This window comes from Methylotuvimicrobium sp., assembly GCF_050611805.1.
GTDB lineage: Bacteria > Pseudomonadota > Gammaproteobacteria > Methylococcales > Methylomonadaceae > Methylotuvimicrobium.
Map to the genome: position 1 here is coordinate 17,534 of NZ_JBNGHF010000013.1, position 22,513 is coordinate 40,046.

Consider the following 22,513-nt stretch of genomic DNA (forward strand, 5'->3'; position numbering starts at 1 on the left):
CTTCTGTCTTCTGTTGATAAACACAAGTCTGATGGTGTTCGTAACAGGTCATAGCCAAATGACTCAAACGGGATTAATTCCTTATTTCTTACGTTCATGAATGCCTGGCAATCGCCCCGGAAAATGAAAGTGGGAGAGCCGGCATTGTGTTTCATATCGAAAAATTAGATAAAGACTTCGAATCTTCGAGCTTTCACAGTAATAAGAGCAGTTGAGTGCCTCAAACTGCCGTTTGTCTTGAGTCCTTCATTATTTGATTTGGCCCAGCAAGAACGATCTACAACAAATACCGGCAGCTCTTTTAGGTTCATGCTGAAAAAGCGTTCAAATTTGGTGACGATGCGAGGAGCGTCTGTTCAGCAGCACTCTCCTGCACCTTTTTCGAATACCCTGCACCTCCTGAAAATTAGAGTTTTTTTTGGCCAGATAGGAGTATTAATGGTTCTCTCGTTTAGTTTTTTTTTACTGCTGTTTACGCTAATTGGCTTAGCATCCTTCTGGCAAAGCCGTGGCACCAAGCAGGATTATTACTTGGCCAGCGGCAATGTCAAACCTTGGCTGGTTGGTTTATCGGCGGTGGCTACGAATAACAGTGGCTATATGTTCATCGGCGTTATCGGTTATACCTATGTCACCGGACTCGCTGCCATTTGGTTAATGATAGGATGGATTGCCGGAGATTTTTTAGCATCGCTATTGGTGCATAAACGACTTAAGGCAGCGGCCACAACCACCGGTGAAGTCAGTTACGCCGGCGTGCTTAGCGTCTGGAGCGCAGGGGGGAATCAGCCGGCGCTGCAACGGGTTATCGGCGTGATTTCGTTGGTTTTTCTATTGGCTTACGCCAGCGCGCAACTGGTCGCCGGTAGTAAGGCATTGCATGTACTTTTCGGATGGCCGTCATGGGCAGGAGCGGTTATGGGTAGCGTATTAGTTACCTTGTATTGTTTCGCGGGCGGTATTCGAGCCTCTATTTGGACGGATGCTGCGCAGTCGATAGTGATGATCGTTGCCATGAGTGTGTTATTGGTGACAGCCACTCAGGCGTTGGGTGGGATCGAATCGACCCTAATGCAAATGCAAGCGATTGACGGTTTTTTAGACTGGTTCCCTAAGTCTTTGGCCTTGCCGGGTATTGCCGGCGGTTTATTATTCGCAATCAGTTGGCTTTTTGCCGGATTGTCGGTCATCGGTCAGCCTCATATCATGGTGCGCTTCATGACGCTTGACGATACCGCCAGTATGAACAAAGCACGTTTGTGGTATTACCTTTGGTATATTGCGTTTTACTTGGCGGCCACCGGCGTAGGGCTGCTTTCCCGCATTTATCTGGTCGATACGGAGGCTTTCGATGCCGAGTTGGCGTTACCGACGATGGCTATGGAGTTGTTGTCTCCAGCCATGGTCGGTTTGATTTTAGCGGGTTTATTCGCAGCCACTATGTCCACTGCCGATTCGGTGGTGTTAAGCTGTTCGGCGGCGTTGACTCACGACATCTTGCCTCATCAAATCGAAAACCAGTATTTGATCAAAGGGGTAACCATTGTCGTGACATTCTTGGCTTTACTCGGTGCCTTAGCAAATAATCATAGTGTGTTCAGCTTGGTAATCATGGCATGGTCCGGATTGGCAAGCGCCTTTGCGCCTTTACTGTTGGTGTTATGCGTGGGAATGCGGCCCACTCAATTCGCGAGTCTTGCTGCAGTCGCGAGCGGCTTGGCGGTCGCCATATTATGGCGTTATCTGGATTTGCACGAGAAAGCTTACGAAGGTTTGGTCGGGATAGTTACGGGATTGATCATTCTTTGTTTAGCCGAGTTATTCCGGCATTTATGGAATAAACATAAGGTGAACGTTTCTTAGTGCAAATATCTTCATGAACCTTGCATTAAAAATAGGGAAGTTATTTATGACCAAATCCTAATGCACAATCTTGACGCATAAACAAATCGTTAGTTTCAGAGGGTTTTTTGTACGTAATTGATATTGAATAAAAATAGGTGTTGTCGCGATATGGTATGTCTTGTGCTTAATAAATTTGTTTAATGGGCCGGTAACGGCCTGATGCAAGAACAAATTTCAGGAAGACATACCATGAAATCACTTTCTTTCCCACGCCACGGTGACAAAGAGAATTCCGATTTTTTCGAACATTATCTGCGCGAGCTTTTGACCGAACGGGATCGTGTTGGTTTGACCGACATGATAGGGCAGATCGACGCGCTAATGATCACTGTGGATCCTGGCCACTCTATTCGCTATGTCGGCGAACTTTGCTTAATGACGCCTTATCATTATCTCGTGACGCTGGAAAGCGAATCTCATTGGACGCATATTTTGCGTATCGATATGAATTCGCCCGACCTGCTGATTAGGGAGGTGAAAGACTCATCGACTATGGGTATTTTTCGAAGTTTGAATGAAGTCTACCCAATTGGTGCGAGCAAGCCGAACAGTCGTTATATGGGTGAAATTCTTCGAGTGGAAAACATGAGCGAGGTGACGCGTTTGCAACAAGAGCGTGAATTTCGCTTTTTTTCGCAAGATGAGATTCGTCGATTGGAGCTGCCGGGTAATTTGGCGATCAGTAAGCCTTCTCCCTATAGCCATAATATTGTCGCTTATATGGAGCGACCGGAAAACCAGATCAGAGTCTATTCATTGGGGCTTTCCCAGATTCGAGACGATGTGCAAACGGCTTACCGGAAAGCCAAAGAGCTGCAGGAAGAGCTCGGTATCGACAAGTTATTGAATCCCATCGATCACTTGGCAACACGTATTTATAGCCAGAATCGCGAAACCGCGATTCTCGAATGGCTATCGTTGTCGAGTTATTTTTATTGGGGTTCATACGATATCAAAGACCAAAATTCTTCAACTAATGTGACTAAAAGCGTGCATTTTTCGGATGAGATCAATAGTCCTGCAAAAGTGTTTACGGCTAACAATACGCCATATTTTGTCAATCACTTGGAAAAGTTACCGTCACCGACCGAAACCTTTGTCCGCAATTACGGGCCTCGCCTGCATCATTTAGCGATCGGTGTTAATGACGGCGAATATAACGGCATGGAAAATATCGACTACGTGGTGAGTGAGATTTCTCGTCAGGGAAAAAAGTTTTTGTTGGACGTTATCGGTTCGAGAGAAGAAGGTATTAAGCAGATATTTTCAAGTGCTTCAGAGCATTCGTCATTAATCATTGAATATGTGCAGCGATTTGGCGATTTCGACGGATTTTTCACTAAACAAAATGTCGCGGAATTGACGCATGCCGCTGGTGTTGAAGAAGAATTGCTTAATATTCAATCGTCTACGTCTGTAAAACTAAAGCCTTTGTCGGAAGAATTTCCGGCTTAGACTTCAGTTCTGTTACGTATACAGCGCTCTAAGAATATGTAACCATCGCACTTCAAATTTCGGCAGTGCTTAGGGTGTGGTCATAAATATCTTTTCTATTTTATGAGGAGTTCGGTCCGCACTTTCATAGTAGGTCGTGAAAATTTATTAATCAGCCCGGAAAATGAAAGTGCTGTACACGTTCGGATGAGTGCAATTTGGCTAAGCAAAGAGGGTTATCGGCGGACATGATATATTGGTTTTATTAAGAGTCCCGATGCTTTTTGTGTGCATATACTCTAGTATTCAAAGACCGAGATCGTGAGAACAGTCGGCGGAACACCTAATGCTCGGTTCCTCCTGGTTTCGTTATTTATGCATTTCTTCTTTGAATAACTGGTCTATTTTACGTGTGGTGTCGTGATAGACTTTCGGTGTCTCTATTGGCTGCGGAGTGAATACCGCCGGTTCGGGCTCAATGACGGGCTCCGGTTCCGGGGTTTGGACGATGGGTTTCGGTTTCGGTGTGCATTGGTAGAGACGGTAAGCTTCGCCGTAGGTCGTATCGATGTCGAAATCGTCCCAAACATAGAGAGGATATGCGATGGGTTTGGTCGGAAGCGGAATCGTTACCAAGTCGGCGACGCCGACGCCTATCCGGCCTGCCATGTTGACGATGCCTTTAAAAAGGCCTCCGGTGAAGCCGTAAAAAACGTTGCTTTGATTCGATGTATTGATGACATTCTTCGGTAATTCAAGTACCGAGCCACCCAGGTTACCGAAAGCATTAAGCGCTTTATGGCCGACTATTTCGCCATAGCTGCCGCAAACGCGGGGATGGGTGTTTTGAGCCTGAGACTCTGGCGCGAAGGCTCCCAAAAAACTGACCAGTAGCACTGGGATCATGGTGCGATTAGATGATGTCATAGCAAGTCCTGCCGGTTGATTTAATTTTTCGCTTCAGTATAGCAGAGGATTTAAAGTTTATTTTTTCAACGCTTTGGCTAATGCATCGGCCATCGCGCCTTTAGGCCTCGGTGCTTGCTGGGGTTGTTTGGCGGGTTTGCGAGACGATGAGACCGGCTTTATTTCAGCGTTGGATTCTTCCTTTTTCATGGTCAGCGAAATGCGTTGTCTGGGCACATCGATTTCTAATACTTTGACCTTGACCATGTCGCCTGTTTTCACTATATCGCGAGGGTCTTTGACGAAGACATCGGCCAAATGCGAAATATGCACCAGACCGTCCTGGTGTACGCCGATATCGACAAAAGCACCAAAGTTTGCGACATTGGTGACGACACCTTCGAGCATCATTCCAGGTTTCAGGTCGGTGATTTTTTCGACACCTTCCTTGTATTGCACGCTCTTGAATTCGGGGCGCGGGTCGCGCCCCGGTTTTTCGAGTTCTTGCAAAATATCGGTTACGGTCGGCAGACCGAAGGTTTCGTCGATGTAGTTGGCCGGGTTCAGTGAGCGAAGATAAGCGCTTTGACCAATCAGGTCGCGGACCGATTTGCCGGTGTCGCCAATGATAGCTTCGACGACAGGATAGGCTTCGGGATGCACGGCGGAAGCGTCGAGCGGATTGTCGCCGTTCATTACGCGTAAGAAACCGGCCGCCTGTTCGAAGGCTTTGTCTCCGAGGCGCGGAACCTTCTTCAATTGCTTGCGGTTTTTGAACGGCCCGTTTTGATCGCGGAACGCGACGATATTCTCACTGACGCTGGCCGATAAGCCGGATACCTGCTTGAGCAATGCGACCGATGCGGTATTGACGTCGACACCGACCGCGTTCACGCAATCCTCGACGACGGTGTCGAGCATGCGGGCCAGTTGCGCTTGATTGACATCGTGCTGATATTGGCCGACGCCGATCGATTTCGGATCGATCTTGACCAGTTCGGCGAGCGGGTCTTGCAGACGTCGCGCAATCGAGACCGCGCCTCTGAGCGAGACGTCGAGATCGGGAAATTCTTTCGCGGCTAGTTCCGATGCCGAATAAACCGATGCGCCGGCTTCCGAAACAGTCAGTTTGGTGACTTTCAGTTCCGGATGGCGCTTGATCAGATCGCCGACCAGTTGATCGGTCTCGCGCGAGCCGGTGCCGTTGCCGATGCTGACTAAATCGACTCGATGTTGCGCTATCAGTCGGGCTAATGTGTCGATAGACTGATCCCATTGATTGCGAGGTTGAAGTGGATAGATTGTTTCGGTTGCGAGCAACTTTCCGGTTGGGTCGACGATCGCGACCTTGACGCCGGTTCGGATGCCAGGGTCGAGGCCCATCGTCGCCTTTGGGCCGGCCGGTGCGGCGAGTAATAAATCCCGCAAGTTGCTTGCGAATACCCTGATCGCTTCAAGTTCTGCGGCTTCGCGAAGACGCAGTTTCAAGTCCAAGTCGATGCGTGTGAATAATTTGATTTTCCAAGCGAAGCGTGCAGTCTCCGCGAGCCAGGCATCGGCCGGTTTGGATGTGTCGGTGATATTCAAACATTTCGCGACGAATTGTTCGCATAAACGATGTTCGTCCTGGTCTTCTTGAGCGGGTTTCAATGTGATGCTGAGCAAGACTTCGTTGCGGCCTCTGAAGAGTGCCAACGCTCGATGCGACGGAATCTTGTTGATGGCTTCCTGATAATCGAAGTAGTCCTTGAATTTAGCGGCTTCCTGCTCTTTGCCGGTTACGACGGCCGAGTGAATGATGCCTTTTTGCCAGATGCGTTCGCGCAATTCGGTGAGTAGTTCGACGTCTTCGGAAATGCGTTCCATGATGATTTGGCGTGCGCCGTCTAGTGCGGCGGCGGTATCGGGAACGCCTTTATCTTGATCGATATAGCTAAGCGCGGCTTCGTTCGGGATGAGGCTGCGGTCGTCCAGTATCGCATCAGCCAAGGGTTCGAGGCCGGCTTCGCGCGCAATCTGAGCTTTGGTGCGGCGTTTCGGTTTGTACGGTAGATAGAGATCTTCGAGCAGCGTTTTGGTGTCGGCATCGAGGATGGATTTTTCCAAATCGGGCGTCAGTTTGCCTTGCGATTTGATGCTTTCGAGAATGGTTTCGCGCCGGTCGTTCAACTCGCGTAAATAAATCAGGCGTTCTTCCAGGTTACGCAGTTGCGTGTCGTCAAGGCCGCCGGTGATCTCCTTGCGGTAACGAGCGATGAAAGGTACGGTCGCGCCTTCGTCCAATAACGAAATCGCGGCATTGACTTGTTTCGGGCTGACGGCTAATTCTTCGGCGATGCGTTGAGTGATGTCCATATTTTGGTGAATAGTGAATCGTAAAAAGTGAATGGATTGGTTAAGATTCGGTTAGTTTCCAACGAACGGGTTTTGGTCTTAGCGTAGGATTGGCTGAACAGAGTGAAACCCATCGACAACTTCCGGTCGATGGGTTTTATTGTTAATCTGTCGATACCACCGCTTTGGCTTGCAGATCGGCGTGGTAGGACGAGCGGACTAGCGGCGCGCTGGCGACTTGTTTGAAGCCGAGCGCGTGAGCCGTTTCGGCCAGTTCGTCGAATTCCTCGGGCGTCCAATAGCGCTTGACCGGCAAATGATCCTTGCTTGGCGGTAGGTATTGGCCCAATGTCAACATTGAACAGCCGTGAGCGATTAAATCGTTCATAACCTCGACGACTTCGTCGTGCGTTTCACCGAGGCCCAGCATTATACCGGACTTGGTCGGTGTTTCCGGGCAGATTTCATGATAACGTTTGAGCAGATCGAGCGAGCCTTGGTAATCGGCGCCCGGTCTTGCTTCTCGGTACAATCTCGGAACGGTTTCCAGGTTATGATTGAATACATCGCAAGGCTCTCGGCTCAGTATGTCGACGGCCTTGTCGAGGCGACCGCGAAAATCGGGAACCAGTATTTCAACTTTGGTGGTCGGCGTTTCTTGCCGAATTGCGGCGATACAATCGGCGAAATGGCCTGCGCCGCCGTCTCGCAAATCGTCGCGGTCGACCGAGGTAATCACGACATACTTCAGCTTCATTGCCTTGATCGTCTGCGCCAAATGTAGCGGTTCGTTTTGATCGAGCGGTTTTGGTTTTCCGTGCGCAACGTCGCAGAAGGGGCAGCGACGGGTGCAGAGGTCGCCCATGATCATGAAAGTCGCGGTGCCGTGGCTGAAACATTCGCCGAGGTTAGGGCAAGCGGCTTCTTCGCAAACCGTGTGCAGATTGTTTTCGCGCAATAGTTTTTTGATGCGGTTGATTTCGTCGTTCGCCGAGACTTTAATGCGTATCCAATCAGGCTTGCGAAGCGGTTCCGCAGCCGGTTCGACTTTGACTGGGATTCGAGAGAGTTTGACGGAATTGCGTTGATGCGACTCCGGCGTGTTTCGTGAGGGGGCTTGTAAAGTCATCGTGGTATTGCCTGAGTGATGGCGTGAGCGACCGGTACGGCCAGTTCGCTAGTTTCGATTTCGATGCCGAAGTCGGCTAATTGCGTGACTTGCATGTCGGCGTAGCCGCAAGTGTTGATTCGGTCGAACGGTCTTAAGTCCATGTGGTTATTCAAGCTCAGTCCGTGATAGCTGCAGTTTTTTTTTACCCGTAATCCGATCGATCCGATTTTTTTGTCCGCGACATAAACGCCGGGTTTGTCGGCTTGCGATGATGCTCGAATGCCGTATTGGGCCAGCGTTTCTATGATTGCTTGCTCGAGCGTCGTGACCATTGCTCGGATACCCAGGTTCAAGCGCTTGATGTCCAGTAATGTATATAGTACCAGTTGTCCCGGGCCGTGGTAGGTAATCTGGCCGCCTCGATCGGTTTGTACGACGGGAATATCGCTGGCTTGCAAGAGGTGTTCGCGTTTGCCGTTCAAACCGAGCGTATAAACCGGCGGATGCTCGACGATCCACAGTTCGTCCGGAGTATGGGTATCGCGTTGCTGCGTGAACGTTTGCATGTCGCGCCAAACCCCTTCGTAGGGTTGCAGGCCGAGGTTGCGGATCGCCAGTGTCATCGTGTTATCTTATGCAATGGGATGCAGATTATTCAGATAGGGCATATTATCGCCGATATTCTTCGTTATCATTGCCGTCAACGGTATTTCATGGAAAGTCTTCATTGGAAAGCGTTATCCGTTTGTCACTATAAAGCCATCAATACGAGCGGCGAGTCCGTTAAATCTTGATAAATCGCATCTAGTTGTTGTTTGCTGGTCGCGATGATGGTGACTGTGACTGAAGTGTACTTTCCTCCTTTACTGGGGCGCGATGTGACTGCGCCTTCGTGAAGGTCGTTGACATGGCGCCGAATAATTTCGACGACATGAATATCTAATTCAATGCTGTTCATGCCCATCGCTTTAATTGGAAAGCGGCAGGGGAATTTCAGTATATCTTCTTGGTCACTCATGACTGGGCTTTCTTGAACGCTTGATAAAGTTGATGCATTTTTTGCCAAACCGGTCCCGGTTTACCGTCCGAGACAGGTTGGGAGTCGAGTTCGACGACTGGAATGATTTCGCGAGTCGAACTGGTAAGCCAGATTTCGTCGGCGGTTTTCAAGGCTTCGAGCGAAATAATATCTTCGCTATAGGGAATGTCGTTGGTTTTAGCCAGTTCCAGGATGACATCGCGGGTGATGCCGGGCAAAATTTCTTCGCCTTTCGGTGGCGTCACTAGAATGCCGTCGAGGACCGCGAAAATATTGCTGGCCGCGCCTTCGGTCACGTAGCCGTCCTTGACCAGTACCGCTTCGGTACAGCCTTGGTCGACCGCTTTTTGTCTAAGCAAAATGTTGGCTAATAAGGTAATCGCCTTGATATGACATAATGCCCAGCGGGTGTCGTCAAGCGTGATGGCTTTGACACCACTGTCGCGGTCGCTTAAGGGCACAATCGGCGAACACATGGCGAATACGGTTGGCTCGATATGCTCGGGGAATGCATGGTCACGTTTCGGTGCTACGCCGCGTGTGATTTGCAGATAAATGTATTGATCCTGTCCCGGTTCGAGCAGCGGCTCTAGAATACCGGCCCATTGCTCGCGGCTGTGAGGGCTAATTAGGCGAATGCTTTTCAGGCTGGCTTCGAGACGGTCGATGTGTTCCGGCAGGCGGAATAAGCGCCCGGCATAAGCGGGAATGACTTCGTAAATGCCGTCACCGAATAAAAAGCCGCGGTCAAGCACTGAGATTTTGGCTTGATCGAGCGGAAGATACTGGCCGTTTAAATAAACTGTCGGGTTATCACTCATTTTTTATTTCACCAGCATGAGAACAGTGTCGTAAAGTTTGCGCACTAAGTTGCCTTTTTCTACGGTAGTTAGTGCGATTAGCTTCTTTTCCATTAATGGTTCGCCGGCCAGCGTCACACTGACGGTGCCTAAATTGTCGCCTTGGTTGACCGGTGCGATGATTTTTTGTTCAAAATTAATGACAGCCTTCAAGTCTTCGTAATGGCGGCGTGGAATCGTGACATAAAGGTCTTCGGCCAGACCTAAAGCCAAGTTTTTATCTGCGCCTTTCCAGATGCGGGTCTCGGTCAAGGCTTCATTGCCTTTGTACAGTCGATGAGTTTCATAGAAGCGGAAACCGTAATTCAACAAGGACTGGTTTTCATTGGCACGAGCGCGTTCGCTGCCGGTTCCCATGACGACTGAAATCAGGCGCATGCCGTCGCGAACTGCCGATGCGACTAAACAGTAACCGGCCGCTTCGGTATGGCCCGTTTTGACGCCGTCGACGCTTGGGTCGCGCCAAAGAAGTTTATTGCGATTACGTTGCGTGATTTTATTGTAGGTGTATTCTTTTTCCGAAAACCACGCATAATAATCCGGAAATTCGCGGATCATTGCGCGAGTTAAAATGGCTAAATCTTGCGCGGTCGTGTAATGGTCGTCGTCGGGCAGTCCCATGCTATTGACGAAATGGCTGTTTTTCATGCCGAGTATGGCGGCTTGTTGGTTCATCATTTCGGCGAAAGTGGCTTCGTCTCCGGCGACATGTTCAGCTAGTGCGACGCTCGCGTCATTCCCCGATTGGATAATGATACCTTTGAGCAACTCTTGGACCGTGACTTGTTTGTTGACTTCGATAAACATACGCGAGCCCGGGGTGCGCCAGGCCTTTTGACTGACCGTGACATTTTCGTTCAGGCTCAGATGGCCTTTACTCAATTCGGTGAAGACGACATAAACGGCCATGATTTTGGTCAGACTGGCGGGGGGGAGTTTGACGTCGGCATTGTTCTCGCCCAGCACTTTGCCGCTATCGGCATCAAGCAAAATATAACTGCTCGCGGCGATACTCGGCGGCGAAGGAATCATGATTGGATCGGTCTTATCGGAAGCCGCGTTTGCCGTTTGCAATAAGCTAAAAAATAGATAAACAATCAGGCTGAGGTAAACTTTTGAGGAGGTCATTATTCGCGGTGTGAGCATACAAAAACAGAAGGTCATATTGTAACAGTGATTGGTTAATTTCCGATGCTTTCGACGATATACCGTGTCTGATTGATGCCGATTTCATTCAGTTTGGCGTTCAACCGTTCGGCATCTTCGGCGGATTTTAACGGGCCGATTTGCACTTTGTGAAGCGTCGTTCCGTTTTGAGTGACGGGTTTAATTTTGGGTAGCGGAAGGAGGCTATGTTCGGCGATTTTTTTGCGTAAAGCTTGAGCATTGGCTTCATTACCGAAAGCACCTAGTTGGATATAGATGACGGCCTGTTGACCGCTTTCCGGGAGGGGAGGGACAACGGTTGGGTTGTTCGGTAGGCCGGCGCTTATCTTGGGAGTTTCCGAATGTTCGGCAATCGCGCGGCTGAGCTGATAAACCGCCATGGCATAGAGAGGGCTATGATTGTAACGGGTAATGACGTAGAAGTTGTCCAAGCCTAGCCAAAGCTCTTCTCCTTGCTCCAGTTCGAAAGCAAGGAGTTTGGCTTTTCGGTCGGAGCTCGCAGTTTCTATCGATTCGACATTTAAAGCCCTAAGTTGGGCTATAGTACGGTCCGGTTTCAGATCTCCCCCAAGAGCTTTGCGGTAAGCGTTGCCCTGCGCGGCCGCTTGAAAAGTCACCGGTTGTCCGCGTTGCCAGTGATGTTTGTAAAAATAATTGCCGACGCTGGCAATGGCATCGGCCGAATTGTTCCAGATGTCGCGGTGATAGTCTCCTTCAAAATCGGCTGCATAGCTGCGAAAACTGCTTGGCATAAATTGCGGGATACCCATTGCTCCGGCATAAGATCCGGTCGGTTGTAACGGATCGATGTGTTCCTCGCGGCATAGCAATAAAAAGTTTTCAAGCTCGCTGGTGAAAAACGGGCTCCGTTTCGGGTAGTTGAAAGCCAATGTCGACAAGGCATCGATGACCCGGTAACTGCCGGTATTTTTACCGTAGGAAGTCTCGACGCCGATGATCGCCGTGATGATTTCGGGCGGGACGCCGTATTTTTGTTGTGTAACGGCCAAGGCCGCGGCATTATCTTGCATAAATTTAACGCCGCCTTCGATGCGCGCTTCGGTCATGAATATTTTCCGGTATTTGTACCAGGGCATCGCTTCGGCAGGACGTGTGATGGCCTCGATGATGCGCGGTTGCAATTCGACCGACCGGAATAATGTATTCAGTTTGTTTTTGTCGAAGCCGTGCTTAGCCGTCATCGTACGTATGAATGCCGACATGTTTTCGGGCAATGTTTCGGACTGCGAGACCGGCGCGGTCGCTTGCGCCGAAGAAGGGGAGGAGGAGCTCAGTATCAGGGCTCCGCAAAGCATTAAAGTGGCTATTGAGGTTTGCTTCATCGTTAAGTCGGTAAGAATTTTTTGTGGGTGTGGATGGACATCAGGATGCCGAATCCTGCGAGCAAGGTAACCATCGAGGTTCCGCCGTAGCTGATCAGCGGTAACGGAACACCGACAACCGGAAGGATGCCGATGACCATGCCTATGTTAACAAAGACATAGACAAAAAAGGTAAAGCTGAGACTTCCCGCCAATAAGCGGCTGTAACTGTCTTGCGCTTGTATTGAAATATACAGGCAACGACTAATAATAACAATGTAGAGCGCGATTAACACAAGGCAACCGGAGAGACCGAATTCTTCGGCAAATACAGCGAATATAAAGTCGGTTGAGCTTTCTGGCAGAAAATCGAGTTGGGCCTGGGTGCTGCCTTGCCAGCCCTTGCCGAAGATGCCGCCGGAGCCGATGGCTATTTTCGATTGGATGATATGATAACCGCGCCCGAGCGGGTCTGCTTCCGGGTCGATAAAGGTCAAAACCCGGGCGCGTTGATAGTCGCGCATAAAATGCCAAATAATAGGAGTCAACGAGGCAATAATAGCGCCGATACTGATGATGAATCGCCATGATAGTCCGGCAAAAAAAATGACCGCGGCTCCCGAGCTGAACACCAATATCGAGGTGCCGAGATCGGGTTGCTTTGCAATCAGTAGCGCCGGTAGCAGGAGTAGCAAGCCGGCGATACCCATCTGCTTCCACTTCGGGGGCAAAGTGTTTTCCGATAAATACCAGGCAATCATCATCGGTGCGGTAATTTTGAGCATTTCCGAGGGCTGAAAGCGAAAGAACCCTAAATCGAGCCAACGCTGCGCGCCTTTACCGATTTGCCCCATGATCAGCACGGCAACCAGCAAAGTTACGCCGATTCCGTATAGAATCGTCGAATAGCGTTTAAATTGATAAGGATTAATATGGGCAAGTACGATCATCAGGACAAAGGCAATCAGCATGCGGGTGGCCTGACGGATCAAGATGTCGGTATCTTGCCCGCTAGCACTATACAAAATCAGAAAGCTTAGGCTAAGAACTAGCAGCAAACATATCAGCAAGGGAATGTCGATATGCAGTTTTCTCAATAGATTGCCGAGGAGCGAGTGCGGTACGAATTGTTCACTGCGTGTTTCGGTCTTCATCGCTGGGTTCCTGTAAATATTGACGAATGATTTTTCCGGCTATCGGAGCCGCAACAGAACCGCCATGGCCGCCGTTCTCGGCTATGACGGCAACAGCGATTTGTGGGTCGTGAGCCGGCGCAAATGCCATGAATAAAGCATGATCGCGTAGTTTAAAAGCGATTTCGTTTTCGTTATAGCGCTTTTCTTGTTTGACGGTAAAGACCTGGGCCGTGCCGGTTTTGCCGGCAATTTGATAATCGATGCCCCGGCTGATGCTCCTAGCCGTCCCCCTAGCGCTATGTACGACATTGATCATGGCAGAGACGACCGCGTCGATATTCCTAGGATTTAGCGCGAGGGTGGTTTCCGGTTTGGCTTCCGCGGGTTTCAGAATACCGTTCTCGGTAAACGAGCCCACTAAGTGCGGATGGACGACCTTGCCTTTATTAGCCAGCGTAGCAGTAGCTCGAGCTAATTGCAGCGGCGTGACCTGAGTATAACCTTGGCCGATGCCGGTAATAACCGTTTCGCCGGGATACCAGGATTGATTACGGGCTTTGCGCTTCCATTGTTTAGAGGGTTGTAGGCCTGATAGTTCGCCGACTAGATCGATGCCGGATTTTTCTCCGAAGCCGAACTTCGTGAAAAAACGGTGGATGTTGTCGATGCCGAGCGATAAAGCCAGGCTGTAAAAGTAAACATCGCAAGACTGAACGATTGCGAGATTCAGATCCACCGTACCATGGCCTCCTCTTTTCCAATCTCGGTATTTATGTTTGACATTGGGAAGTTGAAAATAACCGGGGCAATAAGTTTTTTGGCCTGGGTGAGTCACTTGATATTCAAGCCCGGCCAAGGCCATGAAAGGCTTGATCGTTGAGCCGGGCGGGTATTGCCCTCGGAGTGCCCGATTAAACATCGGTTGAGCATCCGAGGTTTGTAGTTCTTTATATGATTTAGTGTCGATGCCGTAGACGAACGGATTCGGATCGAAGCCGGGGCGACTGGTAAAAACCAAGACGCCACCGGTTTTTATCTCGATCGCCACGACCGCCCCGTTATAAATATCGAGAGCATCATAAGCGGTCTTTTGTAGATCGATATCGAGGGTTAGGTGTAGGTTCGAGCCCGCAGTAGGGTCGACTGTTTTTAAAGTGCTTATCGCTCGGGATTGCGCGTTGGTTTCTATTTCGGCATAGCCGGCTTTGCCGTGTAGTTCGGTCTCATAAGCTAACTCGATCCCAACTTTGCCGACATGGTGTGTGCCGCGATATTCAGAAACCGGAAGCCTTTTTAATTCATTTTCGTTGATACGCCCAACATAACCGATAACATGCGAGGTTAGAATGTCGTAGGGATAGTGCCTGACCAGGCGAGCATGAATATCGACACCCGGAAAATAAGGTCTAACTGCAGCGAATTTGGCGATTTCTTCCTCGGACATGCGCAACAATAGCGGTGTGCTGGTAAAGCGTTTTTCGCGTTTGCGCAATTTTTGGTACTGCTCGATTTTATCTTCGGGAATGTCCAATAATTCTTGTAATCGAGCGAGTGTGTCGTCGAGATCTTTGATTTGTTCGGGTATCAGCTCAAGGCTGTATGTTGGAACATTATCGGCCAACACTCTACCTTTTCGGTCGAAGATGATGCCGCGGGTCGGTGGCAGCGGCGATATTTTAATATGGTTGTTTTTAGCTAAGGTCGCGTAATGTTCGTGGCCGACAATCTGCAAATAAACCAAGCGAACGATTAAGCCGGTCGATAGAAGGAGAATGAAGATCATCGCGACAATCGCGCGTCCCGTAAAAATGCGGTTTTCCTCCGCCGGGTTTTTTATGGTGTAGGTGCGAGGCATGAGACAAACGATTCAACGAATGCGTCGGTAGAGTCGTATTGCACGCAAAGAAAAAAAGACTAAGGGCCAGAAAAAGGTGCCGGTTAATACGGGTAACCAAAAAGTGTAAGAGGCGCGTGCGATAGTTTGGCTATCAGTGATCCAGAATATCAAAAATTGAGATACGAGTAGGCAAAAAAAGATAAATAGGCCTTGTTGCAGAATCGGGTATTGTCTGAGTCGCTTGTGTAGCCTCAAGCACAGAAAGGCTACCAGCGAGTTGGTGAGCGCATTCAAGCCCAGCATTCTACCGGTTAATACGTCAGTCAGTAAGCCGATGGTCCAAGCGCTAAATATGCCGACTCGTTCGGGTGCGGCCAGTACCCAGTAAATAACCACGAGTAATATCCAATTGGGATTGAATTGCGCCATGGGTTGAGGCCAGGCGGCGATATTCAGGCACATGGCAAAAATAATCGAGAGGAAATAACGGCCGTAGCCGAAAGCATTATTCTTCGGCATGGTTTTCGTCCGCTTGATCTGTTTCTTGAGTTTCCAGCGGGATAGGCGCTTCGCTTTTCCATACGATTAACAATTCCCGGCTTCGATTTAATTGTGCCTTAGGTGTTGCGTATATTTCGGCGAAAGGTTTGTTAGGCTGGAGGATTATTTTTTCTACGACAGCAACCGGATAGCCTTGCGGAAAGATGCCGCCTAGGCCTGAACTAATCAGTAGGTCGCCTTCCTTGATGTCGGCGTTGTTGGCTAAATAAGGCAATATTAGCCTATTGATTCGCCCGCTGCCGACTGCGATTGTACGTAAGCCGTTGCGATTGATCTGTACTGGAATTGCATGGCCGGGATCGGTAATTAACATGATCTCGGAGTTAAGCGGAAGCGCGCGGTATACTTGGCCGACCACGCCATATGCATCCAAAACCGCTTGCTGAGCATGCACGCCGAACCGCGTTCCTTTATCGACGACGACGACATGTTCGAAGGGTGCTAGGTTGACGGATAATAACTCGGCCACCAGTACCTGTTCGCCCAGTTTAAAGGATTTTTCCAGTAATGCCCTTAACCGGATATTTTCCTTCTCCAGGGCTTCATATTTAAGCAATTGGGATTTGTAAATCAATTGTTCTTGGCTTAGTCGTTCATTTTCTTCTTTTAGACTATAAAGTGATTTTATCGATTCTACGGTTTCTTTTGAGTGATGTAGAGGCCAGTCCGTAATCGATTGAATCGGATAGGTAATCATTGATAGTACGCTGCGAAGTTTGTCCAGTTGCGAGCTTTTGCGTTCAGCGACCAGAAGTGCGATTGAGGCCACTATCGCCACCAGCAGTCGCGTATTAATCGAAGGGCCGGTGGCAAATAAAGGATTAATAACGATTACCTCGAAAATGAACCGTATAGGTAAAGATATTTCGTGCGGTCATGTTTGCGAGTTTCTGACGAGCTCTTTTAGTCGGTGGCATTGCCATAAACGCTACAAGCATGGTCGCGCGATATGTATCCCATAACGGACAGAATATTATTTGGATAGTTCGATTGTGTATCATTCGAATCGACATTCTATCCGTGGAAATTGATTTAGTAAGGATTTCGTGATTATAACGCCCTGTAACTATGAGCTGTGTTGAGGTTTCGGTAACTCGTTGGGCCTGCCAATCGAGCAGCCGAACCCTCCATAAAATAAGGAAGTTATTTACGACCAAATCCTAAGCTATTCAAAGCTTCGATTCTGCCGAATAAATCGGCGTGGCGAGTATTGTTTTACGGTTGAAGTTATTCTAGCGAAAATGCGCTAGGGCCTTTTTTATCCAGCATTTCCAAAACGATTCCACCGCCTCGAGCCACGCAGGTTAGAGGGTCGTCGGCGATATAAACCGGTAGTCCGGTTTCTTCTGCGATCAAACGATCGATATCTTTGAGCAGCGCGCCGCCGCCGGTCAGAACGATACCTCGGTTCGCAACATCGGCGCCGAGTTCCGGCGGAGTCTGTTCCAGTGCGACTTTAACAGAACCGACTATGCCGGACAAAGGGTCTTGAAGTGCTTCTAGAATTTCATTACTGTTTAATGAAAAGCTGCGAGGTACGCCTTCGGCGAGATTGCGCCCTTTAACTTCAATTTCTTTGACTTCGCTACCCGGGTAAGCCGCCCCAATTTCATGTTTGATTCGTTCGGCTGTAGCCTCGCCTATCAGTGTGCCGTAATTACGGCGGACATAATTGATGATTGCCTCATCGAAACGATCGCCTCCGATTCGTACCGATGCCGAATAGACAATACCGTTCAATGAGATGACGGCGACTTCCGATGTGCCTCCGCCTATATCGAGCACCATCGAACCTTGGGCTTCATCGACGGGGAGTCCTGCTCCGACCGCAGCCGACATGGGTTCCTCGATCAAATAAACTTCACGGGCGCCGGCCATCGAGGCGGACTCTCGAATCGCTCGGCGTTCTACTTGGGTGGAGCCGCATGGGACGCAAATCAGGATACGAGGGCTGGGACGTAGCAGTTTATTTTCGTGAACCTTTTCGATGAAATACCGCAGCATGCGTTCAGTAACTGCGAAATCGGCAATCACTCCATCTTTTAAAGGACGAATCGCGGTGATGTTGCCGGGGGTTCGGCCAAGCATCATTTTTGCTTCCATACCTACCGCCGCGATAGTTTTAGCTCCGCGAATTTTGTCTTCCTTGATGGCCACAACCGAGGGCTCGTTTAATACGATTCCTTTTCCTGGAACGTAAATCAAAGTGTTGGCGGTTCCTAAATCTATCGAGAGATCGTTGGAAAAAAGGCCGCGTATTCGTTTGAACATTTATTAACCTGTATCCTGAGCGAATAAATTGTATTACTTTATCAATCAAGCGGGTAATTGAGCAAGATATAAAGTATTATACTTAACGCAATTTAAAATTCCGTTTCAATATTCGCTTGTTGCCGCACTGCAATTAAACGCCTTTTTCCGGCAAGGGCGGGGTCATAGGGACTATAATTGGGCATGGAAATAACGGTCGTGCAATGCCGCCGGATTCGCGAGAATTGGTAAATCGGATTTATTAGGTAAACCAGATACGGATACGCCTTAGGATTTCGTGATAAATAACCTCCTGCAGCTATGAGCTTTGTTGAGGGTTCGGTAACTCGATTGACAGACCCTGCACCTAAATTATCCAAGACAATTAATCATGAGCTATGGGATTAGGTGCTGGGTAAATACGTCAGATTAGGCTTGTGGCGGTTACTGATTGCCATGGATGGCGTGTATTAGGGCAATGCAGGAGCAATTGCCGAGGAGCAAAAATCTGCCCTGCCGCCGCCGACGCCTGCCAATCGAGCAACCGAATCCTCCATAAATATAGGGAGGTTATTTTCGACCAAATCCTTAAGATGTTTCCAAAAAGTTATGAAATGCACGAATTTTGAGCTGCGAACAGTCATGTTTTCGGATTGATGATTAATGGAGTTGTAAAATGTCTTTAACGACCGATGATGTAAATAAAATCGCGCATTTAGCAAGGTTGGGCGTCGATACTCAAGATGTCGACACTTATGCGCATGATTTATCGGGGATACTCGATTTGGTTACGCAAATGAGCCAATTAAATACCGAGGGAGTTGCTCCCATGGCGCATCCGATGGAGCAAGGCCAGAGGTTGAGACCGGATCGGGTAACCGAAACGAATATGAGAGAAAAATTTCAAGCGATTGCACCTCAAGTCGAAGCGGGATTGTATTTAGTCCCTAAGGTGATCGAATGAAGGATGGGGAAAGGCTATGAATAATAAAACCATCGCCGAACTAGCCAGAGGCTTGCGAGCCGGCGAATTTTCCAGCGTGGAGTTGACGCAAGACTATTTAGAGCGGATTCGGCAGTTTTCGGCCCTCAATGCATATATTACCGTGACCGCCGAGCAGGCGCTTGCCCAAGCCGAAGTCGCGGATAAACGGTTGGCGGCAGGAACGGCCGATTTATTAACCGGAATACCGGTTGCGCAAAAAGACATTTTCTGTACCGATGGTGTTAAAACGTCTTGCGGTTCGAAGATGCTCGATAATTTCATCTCGCCGTACAATGCAACTGTCGTCGAAAAACTCAATGCAGCCGGAGCAGTGATGCTCGGTAAATCGAACATGGACGAATTTGCAATGGGCTCGTCGAACGAAACCAGTTTTTATGGTTCGGTACAAAATCCTTGGAATGTTTCGTGCGTTCCGGGCGGTTCTTCGGGCGGGTCGGCCGCGGCGGTTGCCGCAGGACTCACGGCAGGCGCGACAGGTTCGGATACCGGCGGTTCGATACGTCAACCGGCGGCTTTTTGCGGTATTACCGGTTTGAAGCCGACTTACGGGCGCGTTTCCCGATATGGCATGATTGCCTATGCCTCAAGCCTCGATCAAGGCGGTCCGATGACGCGTACTGCCGAGGATGCGGCGATCATGCTGCAAGCGATGGCCGGTTTCGACGAAAAGGATTCGACTAGCGTCAATATGCCGGTTCCCGATTATTCGGCCGGGCTGAATCAGCCGTTAAGCGGTTTGAAAATCGGTCTGCCGAAAGAATTTTTCGGCGAAGGGTTGAACGGCGAAATCGCGGCAGTCATCGAAACAGCCGTCAATGAATATCGCAAATTGGGTGCCGAGGTTAAAGAAGTCTCGATGCCGAATCTGAAACATGCGATTCCGGCTTATTATGTGATCGCGCCAGCTGAATGTTCAGCGAATCTTTCGCGTTTCGACGGTGTCCGGTTCGGCTACCGCTGTGAGAATCCTGCCGATTTGGCCGATTTGTATACGCGCTCGCGCGGCGAAGCATTCGGCAAGGAAGTTAAGCGCCGTATCTTGATCGGAACCTATGCCTTGTCGGCCGGTTATTACGATGCCTATTATTTAAAAGCTCAAAAAGTCAGGCGTTTGATCACTGATGATTTCAAAAGCGCATTGGCCGAGGTTGATGTGTTGATGGGGCCGGTGTCGCCGACGGTGGCGTTCGGTCTCGGCGAAAAAACCGGCGACCCGATTCAAATGTATTTGTCCGATATTTATACAATCGCGGTCAATCTGGCAGGTCTTCCGGCCATGTCGATTCCGGCCGGTTTCGTTGACAATAAACCGGTTGGTTTGCAAATCATCGGGAATTATTTTGCCGAGGACCGGTTGTTGAATGTAGCTCATCGCTATCAGATGAATACTGACTGGCACAAACAGGTGCCGAAAGGGTTCGAATAAGAGGTTGGATATGGCCAAGGTTACCGAATTGTCGCAATTGGATATGAACGGGAGTTACAGCTACGCCGATTATTTGACGTGGAGTTTGGATCAAACGGTCGAGTTGATCAAGGGCAAGATCTTTACGATGTCGCCGGCGCCGAATGTCAAGCATCAGCGGATTTCTCGCAATCTTTTCAAGCCGATCGTTAATTATATGGCAGATAAACGCTGCGAAGTCTTCTCGGCCCCGTTCGACGTCAAGCTTTACGATCGCCGCAAATCGAAATTGAGCGACCGCGAAGTGTTTAGTGTCGTACAGCCCGATTTGTGCGTGATTTGCGATAAAAACAAATTGACCGAACAAGGCTGCGACGGCGCGCCCGATTGGATCATCGAAGTGCTTTCTCCGGGCAATAATAAGAAGGAGCTTCGCTTCAAATACGATCTGTATCAGGAAAGCGGCGTCGGCGAATACTGGTTGGTGTTTCCGTATGAACGCGCCGTGCAGCAATTTGTGTTGGACCGGGATGGCGAAGCCTATCGGCTCCACGCCCTCTATGCAGGCGACGAAACGGCACAGCCCTATCTTTTTCCCGAACTAAAAATCGATTTGGCCGAAGTTTTTGCCGAATAAATCAATAAGGAACTAGCAATGAATTCACAATGGGAAGTCGTCATCGGGTTGGAAATTCATGCACAACTCGCGACAAAATCCAAAATTTTTTCAGGCGCATCGATAGCCTACGGCGCCGAACCGAACACACAGGCTTGCGCGGTCGATTTAGGCTTGCCCGGCGTGTTGCCGGTGTTGAATCAAGAGGCCGTGCGCATGGCCGTCAAATTCGGTATCGCGATCGAAGCGGAAATCGCGCCTTACTCGGTCTTCGCGCGCAAAAATTATTTTTATCCGGACCTGCCGAAAGGTTATCAGATCAGTCAGTTCGAGTTGCCGATCGTCGGCAATGGGCACCTGGATATCGACGTCGATGGGGCAACGAAACGCGTCGGCGTGACGCGAGCGCATTTAGAGGAAGATGCCGGAAAATCCTTGCATGAGGATTTTCACGGCCTAACCGGCATCGATTTGAATCGTGCCGGCACGCCATTGCTGGAAATCGTTTCGGAACCCGACATGCGTTCGGCGAAAGAAGCGGTCGCCTATATGCGCAAGCTGCACGAACTGGTGCGCTATCTGGAAATCTGCGACGGCAACATGCAAGAAGGTTCGTTCCGTTGCGACGCAAACGTTTCGGTGCGTCCGAGAGGCCAAGCGGAATTCGGCACGCGCGCCGAGATCAAAAACATCAACTCGTTCCGCTTCGTTGAGAAAGCGATTAATCACGAAATCGAACGTCAGATCGACCTGATCGAAGGCGGCGGCAAGGTCGTTCAGGAAACGCGGCTTTACGACGCGAACAAAGATGAAACCCGCTCGATGCGAGGCAAAGAAGAGGCGAACGACTATCGTTATTTTCCCGACCCCGATTTATTGCCGGTCGAGATTACCGAAGCCTTCAAAGACGAAGTACGCGCCACTTTACCGGAATTGCCCGATGCGAAGAAACGGCGTTTTATCGAGCAATACGGTCAGGACGATGAGAGTGCGGCTACGCTGACTTCGTCGAGGCAATTAGCCGATTATTACGAAGCATTGGTCGAAGCGTCCGGCGGCGAAGCGAAGATTTGTACAAATTGGGTGACCGGCGACGTGCTCGGCGCTCTGAACAAGGCCGGGTTAGAAGTCGGTCAATGTCCTGTCGATGCCGAGCGTTTGGCGGGCTTGTTGAAACGTATCGCCGATGACACGATTTCGGGAAAAATCGCAAAACAAGTCTTCGAGGCGATGTGGCAAGGCCAAGAAACGGCCGATCAAATCATCGAAAGCCAAGGTTTAAAGCAAATCACCGATACCGGCGCGATCGAGGCGATCATCGATAAAATCATCGCCGACAATCCTGGTCAAGTCGAACAATACCTCGGCGGTAAGGATAAAGTCTTCGGCTTTTTTGTCGGCCAAGTCATGAAGGAAATGCAGGGTAAGGCGAATCCGGCAGAGGTCAATAAGATTTTGAAAACTAAGTTGAAAAGGTAAGATTTATCCTAAAAAGAGCAGTTGAGAGCCTCAAACTACCGTTCGCTCTGAGCCCTGTCGAAGGGTGAACGGTAGTTTGAGGCCTCACCAAGCCGGTGAAAGTGTTGTAGACCCTTCATGCTTCGACTTAGCTCAGCACGAACGG

Annotated in this window: 19 protein-coding genes; 6 read left to right on the top strand and 13 right to left on the bottom strand. The window is 49.6% G+C overall.

What is annotated here, in order from left to right; all coding sequences use genetic code 11:
* Positions 1 to 438 precede the first annotated feature (438 nt).
* Both ACRJJO_RS08415 and ACRJJO_RS08420 read left to right on the top strand, forming a co-directional pair.
* Positions 439 to 1,863: a sodium/proline symporter gene (locus ACRJJO_RS08415; protein ID WP_431065393.1), complete on the top strand. Its 1,425-nt coding sequence runs from the start codon at positions 439 to 441 to the stop codon at positions 1,861 to 1,863.
* A gap of 231 nt (positions 1,864 to 2,094) precedes the next feature.
* Positions 2,095 to 3,360 (top strand): hypothetical protein, encoded by a 1,266-nt coding sequence (locus ACRJJO_RS08420; protein ID WP_431065394.1) that lies wholly within the window; start codon positions 2,095 to 2,097, stop codon positions 3,358 to 3,360.
* Positions 3,361 to 3,708: 348 nt separating this feature from the next.
* On the opposite strand, the gene ACRJJO_RS08425 is transcribed toward ACRJJO_RS08420, so the two are convergent.
* The 13 genes from ACRJJO_RS08425 to ACRJJO_RS08485 form a co-directional block, all read right to left on the bottom strand.
* The gene (locus ACRJJO_RS08425; protein ID WP_431065395.1) at positions 3,709 to 4,266 is read right to left on the bottom strand and encodes an exosortase system-associated protein, TIGR04073 family; all 558 of its coding nucleotides are present in this window, start codon (positions 4,264 to 4,266) and stop codon (positions 3,709 to 3,711) included.
* Positions 4,267 to 4,323: 57 nt separating this feature from the next.
* On the bottom strand, positions 4,324 to 6,600 hold the full coding sequence (locus ACRJJO_RS08430; RefSeq protein WP_431065396.1) for a Tex family protein: 2,277 nt from the start codon (positions 6,598 to 6,600) through the stop codon (positions 4,324 to 4,326).
* Positions 6,601 to 6,742: 142 nt separating this feature from the next.
* On the bottom strand, positions 6,743 to 7,708 hold the full coding sequence (lipA, locus tag ACRJJO_RS08435; protein WP_431065397.1) for a lipoyl synthase: 966 nt from the start codon (positions 7,706 to 7,708) through the stop codon (positions 6,743 to 6,745).
* Positions 7,705 to 8,313 carry a lipoyl(octanoyl) transferase LipB gene (lipB, locus tag ACRJJO_RS08440; RefSeq protein ID WP_431065398.1) on the bottom strand — a complete coding sequence of 203 codons (609 nt, stop codon included), beginning with the start codon at positions 8,311 to 8,313 and terminating at the stop codon, positions 7,705 to 7,707. Before lipB ends, lipA begins: the two co-directional genes overlap by 4 nt.
* 128 nt (positions 8,314 to 8,441) lie before the next feature.
* A complete protein-coding gene (locus ACRJJO_RS08445) occupies positions 8,442 to 8,708 on the bottom strand; it encodes a YbeD family protein (RefSeq protein ID WP_431065399.1) in 267 nt (88 codons plus the stop codon).
* Positions 8,705 to 9,550, bottom strand: a complete 846-nt coding sequence (locus ACRJJO_RS08450; protein WP_431065400.1) for a D-amino acid aminotransferase — start codon at positions 9,548 to 9,550, stop codon at positions 8,705 to 8,707. The genes ACRJJO_RS08445 and ACRJJO_RS08450 overlap by 4 nt, the downstream gene beginning before the upstream one ends.
* A gap of 3 nt (positions 9,551 to 9,553) precedes the next feature.
* A complete protein-coding gene (locus ACRJJO_RS08455) occupies positions 9,554 to 10,717 on the bottom strand; it encodes a D-alanyl-D-alanine carboxypeptidase family protein (protein ID WP_431065401.1) in 1,164 nt (387 codons plus the stop codon).
* A gap of 53 nt (positions 10,718 to 10,770) precedes the next feature.
* On the bottom strand, positions 10,771 to 12,099 hold the full coding sequence (mltB, locus tag ACRJJO_RS08460; RefSeq protein ID WP_431065402.1) for a lytic murein transglycosylase B: 1,329 nt from the start codon (positions 12,097 to 12,099) through the stop codon (positions 10,771 to 10,773).
* 2 nt (positions 12,100 to 12,101) lie between these two features.
* Positions 12,102 to 13,232 (bottom strand): rod shape-determining protein RodA, encoded by a 1,131-nt coding sequence (rodA, locus tag ACRJJO_RS08465; protein WP_431065403.1) that lies wholly within the window; start codon positions 13,230 to 13,232, stop codon positions 12,102 to 12,104.
* Positions 13,210 to 15,069 carry a penicillin-binding protein 2 gene (gene mrdA, locus ACRJJO_RS08470; protein ID WP_431065404.1) on the bottom strand — a complete coding sequence of 620 codons (1,860 nt, stop codon included), beginning with the start codon at positions 15,067 to 15,069 and terminating at the stop codon, positions 13,210 to 13,212. The genes rodA and mrdA overlap by 23 nt, the downstream gene beginning before the upstream one ends.
* Positions 15,070 to 15,081: 12 nt before the next feature.
* Positions 15,082 to 15,570, bottom strand: coding sequence for a rod shape-determining protein MreD (gene mreD, locus ACRJJO_RS08475; RefSeq protein ID WP_431065405.1), 489 nt, complete (start codon positions 15,568 to 15,570; stop codon positions 15,082 to 15,084).
* Complete coding sequence (gene mreC, locus ACRJJO_RS08480) at positions 15,557 to 16,444, bottom strand: rod shape-determining protein MreC (protein WP_431065440.1); 888 nt, start codon at positions 16,442 to 16,444, stop codon at positions 15,557 to 15,559. The genes mreD and mreC overlap by 14 nt, the downstream gene beginning before the upstream one ends.
* A gap of 395 nt (positions 16,445 to 16,839) precedes the next feature.
* Positions 16,840 to 17,883, bottom strand: a complete 1,044-nt coding sequence (locus ACRJJO_RS08485) for a rod shape-determining protein (RefSeq protein ID WP_014149802.1) — start codon at positions 17,881 to 17,883, stop codon at positions 16,840 to 16,842.
* Positions 17,884 to 18,538: 655 nt separating this feature from the next.
* On the opposite strand from ACRJJO_RS08485, the gene gatC reads away from it, so the two are divergent.
* The 4 genes from gatC to gatB are packed head-to-tail and all read left to right on the top strand — an operon-like array spanning position 18,539 to position 22,368.
* Positions 18,539 to 18,826 (top strand): Asp-tRNA(Asn)/Glu-tRNA(Gln) amidotransferase subunit GatC, encoded by a 288-nt coding sequence (gene gatC, locus ACRJJO_RS08490; RefSeq protein WP_014149801.1) that lies wholly within the window; start codon positions 18,539 to 18,541, stop codon positions 18,824 to 18,826.
* A gap of 16 nt (positions 18,827 to 18,842) precedes the next feature.
* Positions 18,843 to 20,294 (top strand): Asp-tRNA(Asn)/Glu-tRNA(Gln) amidotransferase subunit GatA, encoded by a 1,452-nt coding sequence (gatA, locus tag ACRJJO_RS08495; protein WP_431065406.1) that lies wholly within the window; start codon positions 18,843 to 18,845, stop codon positions 20,292 to 20,294.
* A 10-nt stretch (positions 20,295 to 20,304) separates the two neighbouring features.
* On the top strand, positions 20,305 to 20,910 hold the full coding sequence (locus tag ACRJJO_RS08500) for a Uma2 family endonuclease (RefSeq protein ID WP_431065407.1): 606 nt from the start codon (positions 20,305 to 20,307) through the stop codon (positions 20,908 to 20,910).
* A gap of 18 nt (positions 20,911 to 20,928) precedes the next feature.
* The gene (gatB, locus tag ACRJJO_RS08505; protein WP_431065408.1) at positions 20,929 to 22,368 is read left to right on the top strand and encodes an Asp-tRNA(Asn)/Glu-tRNA(Gln) amidotransferase subunit GatB; all 1,440 of its coding nucleotides are present in this window, start codon (positions 20,929 to 20,931) and stop codon (positions 22,366 to 22,368) included.
* Positions 22,369 to 22,513 lie beyond the last annotated feature (145 nt).

Excerpts from the sequence above, each read along its gene's own strand:
- gatB (WP_431065408.1), top strand. The coding sequence starts at position 20,929 with ATGAATTCACAATGGGAAGTCGTCATCGGGTTGGAAATTCATGCACAA.
- ACRJJO_RS08500 (WP_431065407.1), top strand. The coding sequence starts at position 20,305 with ATGGCCAAGGTTACCGAATTGTCGCAATTGGATATGAACGGGAGTTAC.
- ACRJJO_RS08420 (WP_431065394.1), top strand. The coding sequence starts at position 2,095 with ATGAAATCACTTTCTTTCCCACGCCACGGTGACAAAGAGAATTCCGAT.
- ACRJJO_RS08450 (WP_431065400.1), bottom strand. The coding sequence starts at position 9,550 with ATGAGTGATAACCCGACAGTTTATTTAAACGGCCAGTATCTTCCGCTC.
- ACRJJO_RS08455 (WP_431065401.1), bottom strand. The coding sequence starts at position 10,717 with ATGACCTCCTCAAAAGTTTACCTCAGCCTGATTGTTTATCTATTTTTT.
- gatC (WP_014149801.1), top strand. The coding sequence starts at position 18,539 with ATGTCTTTAACGACCGATGATGTAAATAAAATCGCGCATTTAGCAAGG.
- ACRJJO_RS08425 (WP_431065395.1), bottom strand. The coding sequence starts at position 4,266 with ATGACATCATCTAATCGCACCATGATCCCAGTGCTACTGGTCAGTTTT.
- gatA (WP_431065406.1), top strand. The coding sequence starts at position 18,843 with ATGAATAATAAAACCATCGCCGAACTAGCCAGAGGCTTGCGAGCCGGC.
- rodA (WP_431065403.1), bottom strand. The coding sequence starts at position 13,232 with ATGAAGACCGAAACACGCAGTGAACAATTCGTACCGCACTCGCTCCTC.
- ACRJJO_RS08430 (WP_431065396.1), bottom strand. The coding sequence starts at position 6,600 with ATGGACATCACTCAACGCATCGCCGAAGAATTAGCCGTCAGCCCGAAA.
- ACRJJO_RS08415 (WP_431065393.1), top strand. The coding sequence starts at position 439 with ATGGTTCTCTCGTTTAGTTTTTTTTTACTGCTGTTTACGCTAATTGGC.
- ACRJJO_RS08485 (WP_014149802.1), bottom strand. The coding sequence starts at position 17,883 with ATGTTCAAACGAATACGCGGCCTTTTTTCCAACGATCTCTCGATAGAT.
- lipA (WP_431065397.1), bottom strand. The coding sequence starts at position 7,708 with ATGACTTTACAAGCCCCCTCACGAAACACGCCGGAGTCGCATCAACGC.
- lipB (WP_431065398.1), bottom strand. The coding sequence starts at position 8,313 with ATGACACTGGCGATCCGCAACCTCGGCCTGCAACCCTACGAAGGGGTT.
- mrdA (WP_431065404.1), bottom strand. The coding sequence starts at position 15,069 with ATGCCTCGCACCTACACCATAAAAAACCCGGCGGAGGAAAACCGCATT.
- mreD (WP_431065405.1), bottom strand. The coding sequence starts at position 15,570 with ATGCCGAAGAATAATGCTTTCGGCTACGGCCGTTATTTCCTCTCGATT.
- ACRJJO_RS08445 (WP_431065399.1), bottom strand. The coding sequence starts at position 8,708 with ATGAGTGACCAAGAAGATATACTGAAATTCCCCTGCCGCTTTCCAATT.
- mltB (WP_431065402.1), bottom strand. The coding sequence starts at position 12,099 with ATGAAGCAAACCTCAATAGCCACTTTAATGCTTTGCGGAGCCCTGATA.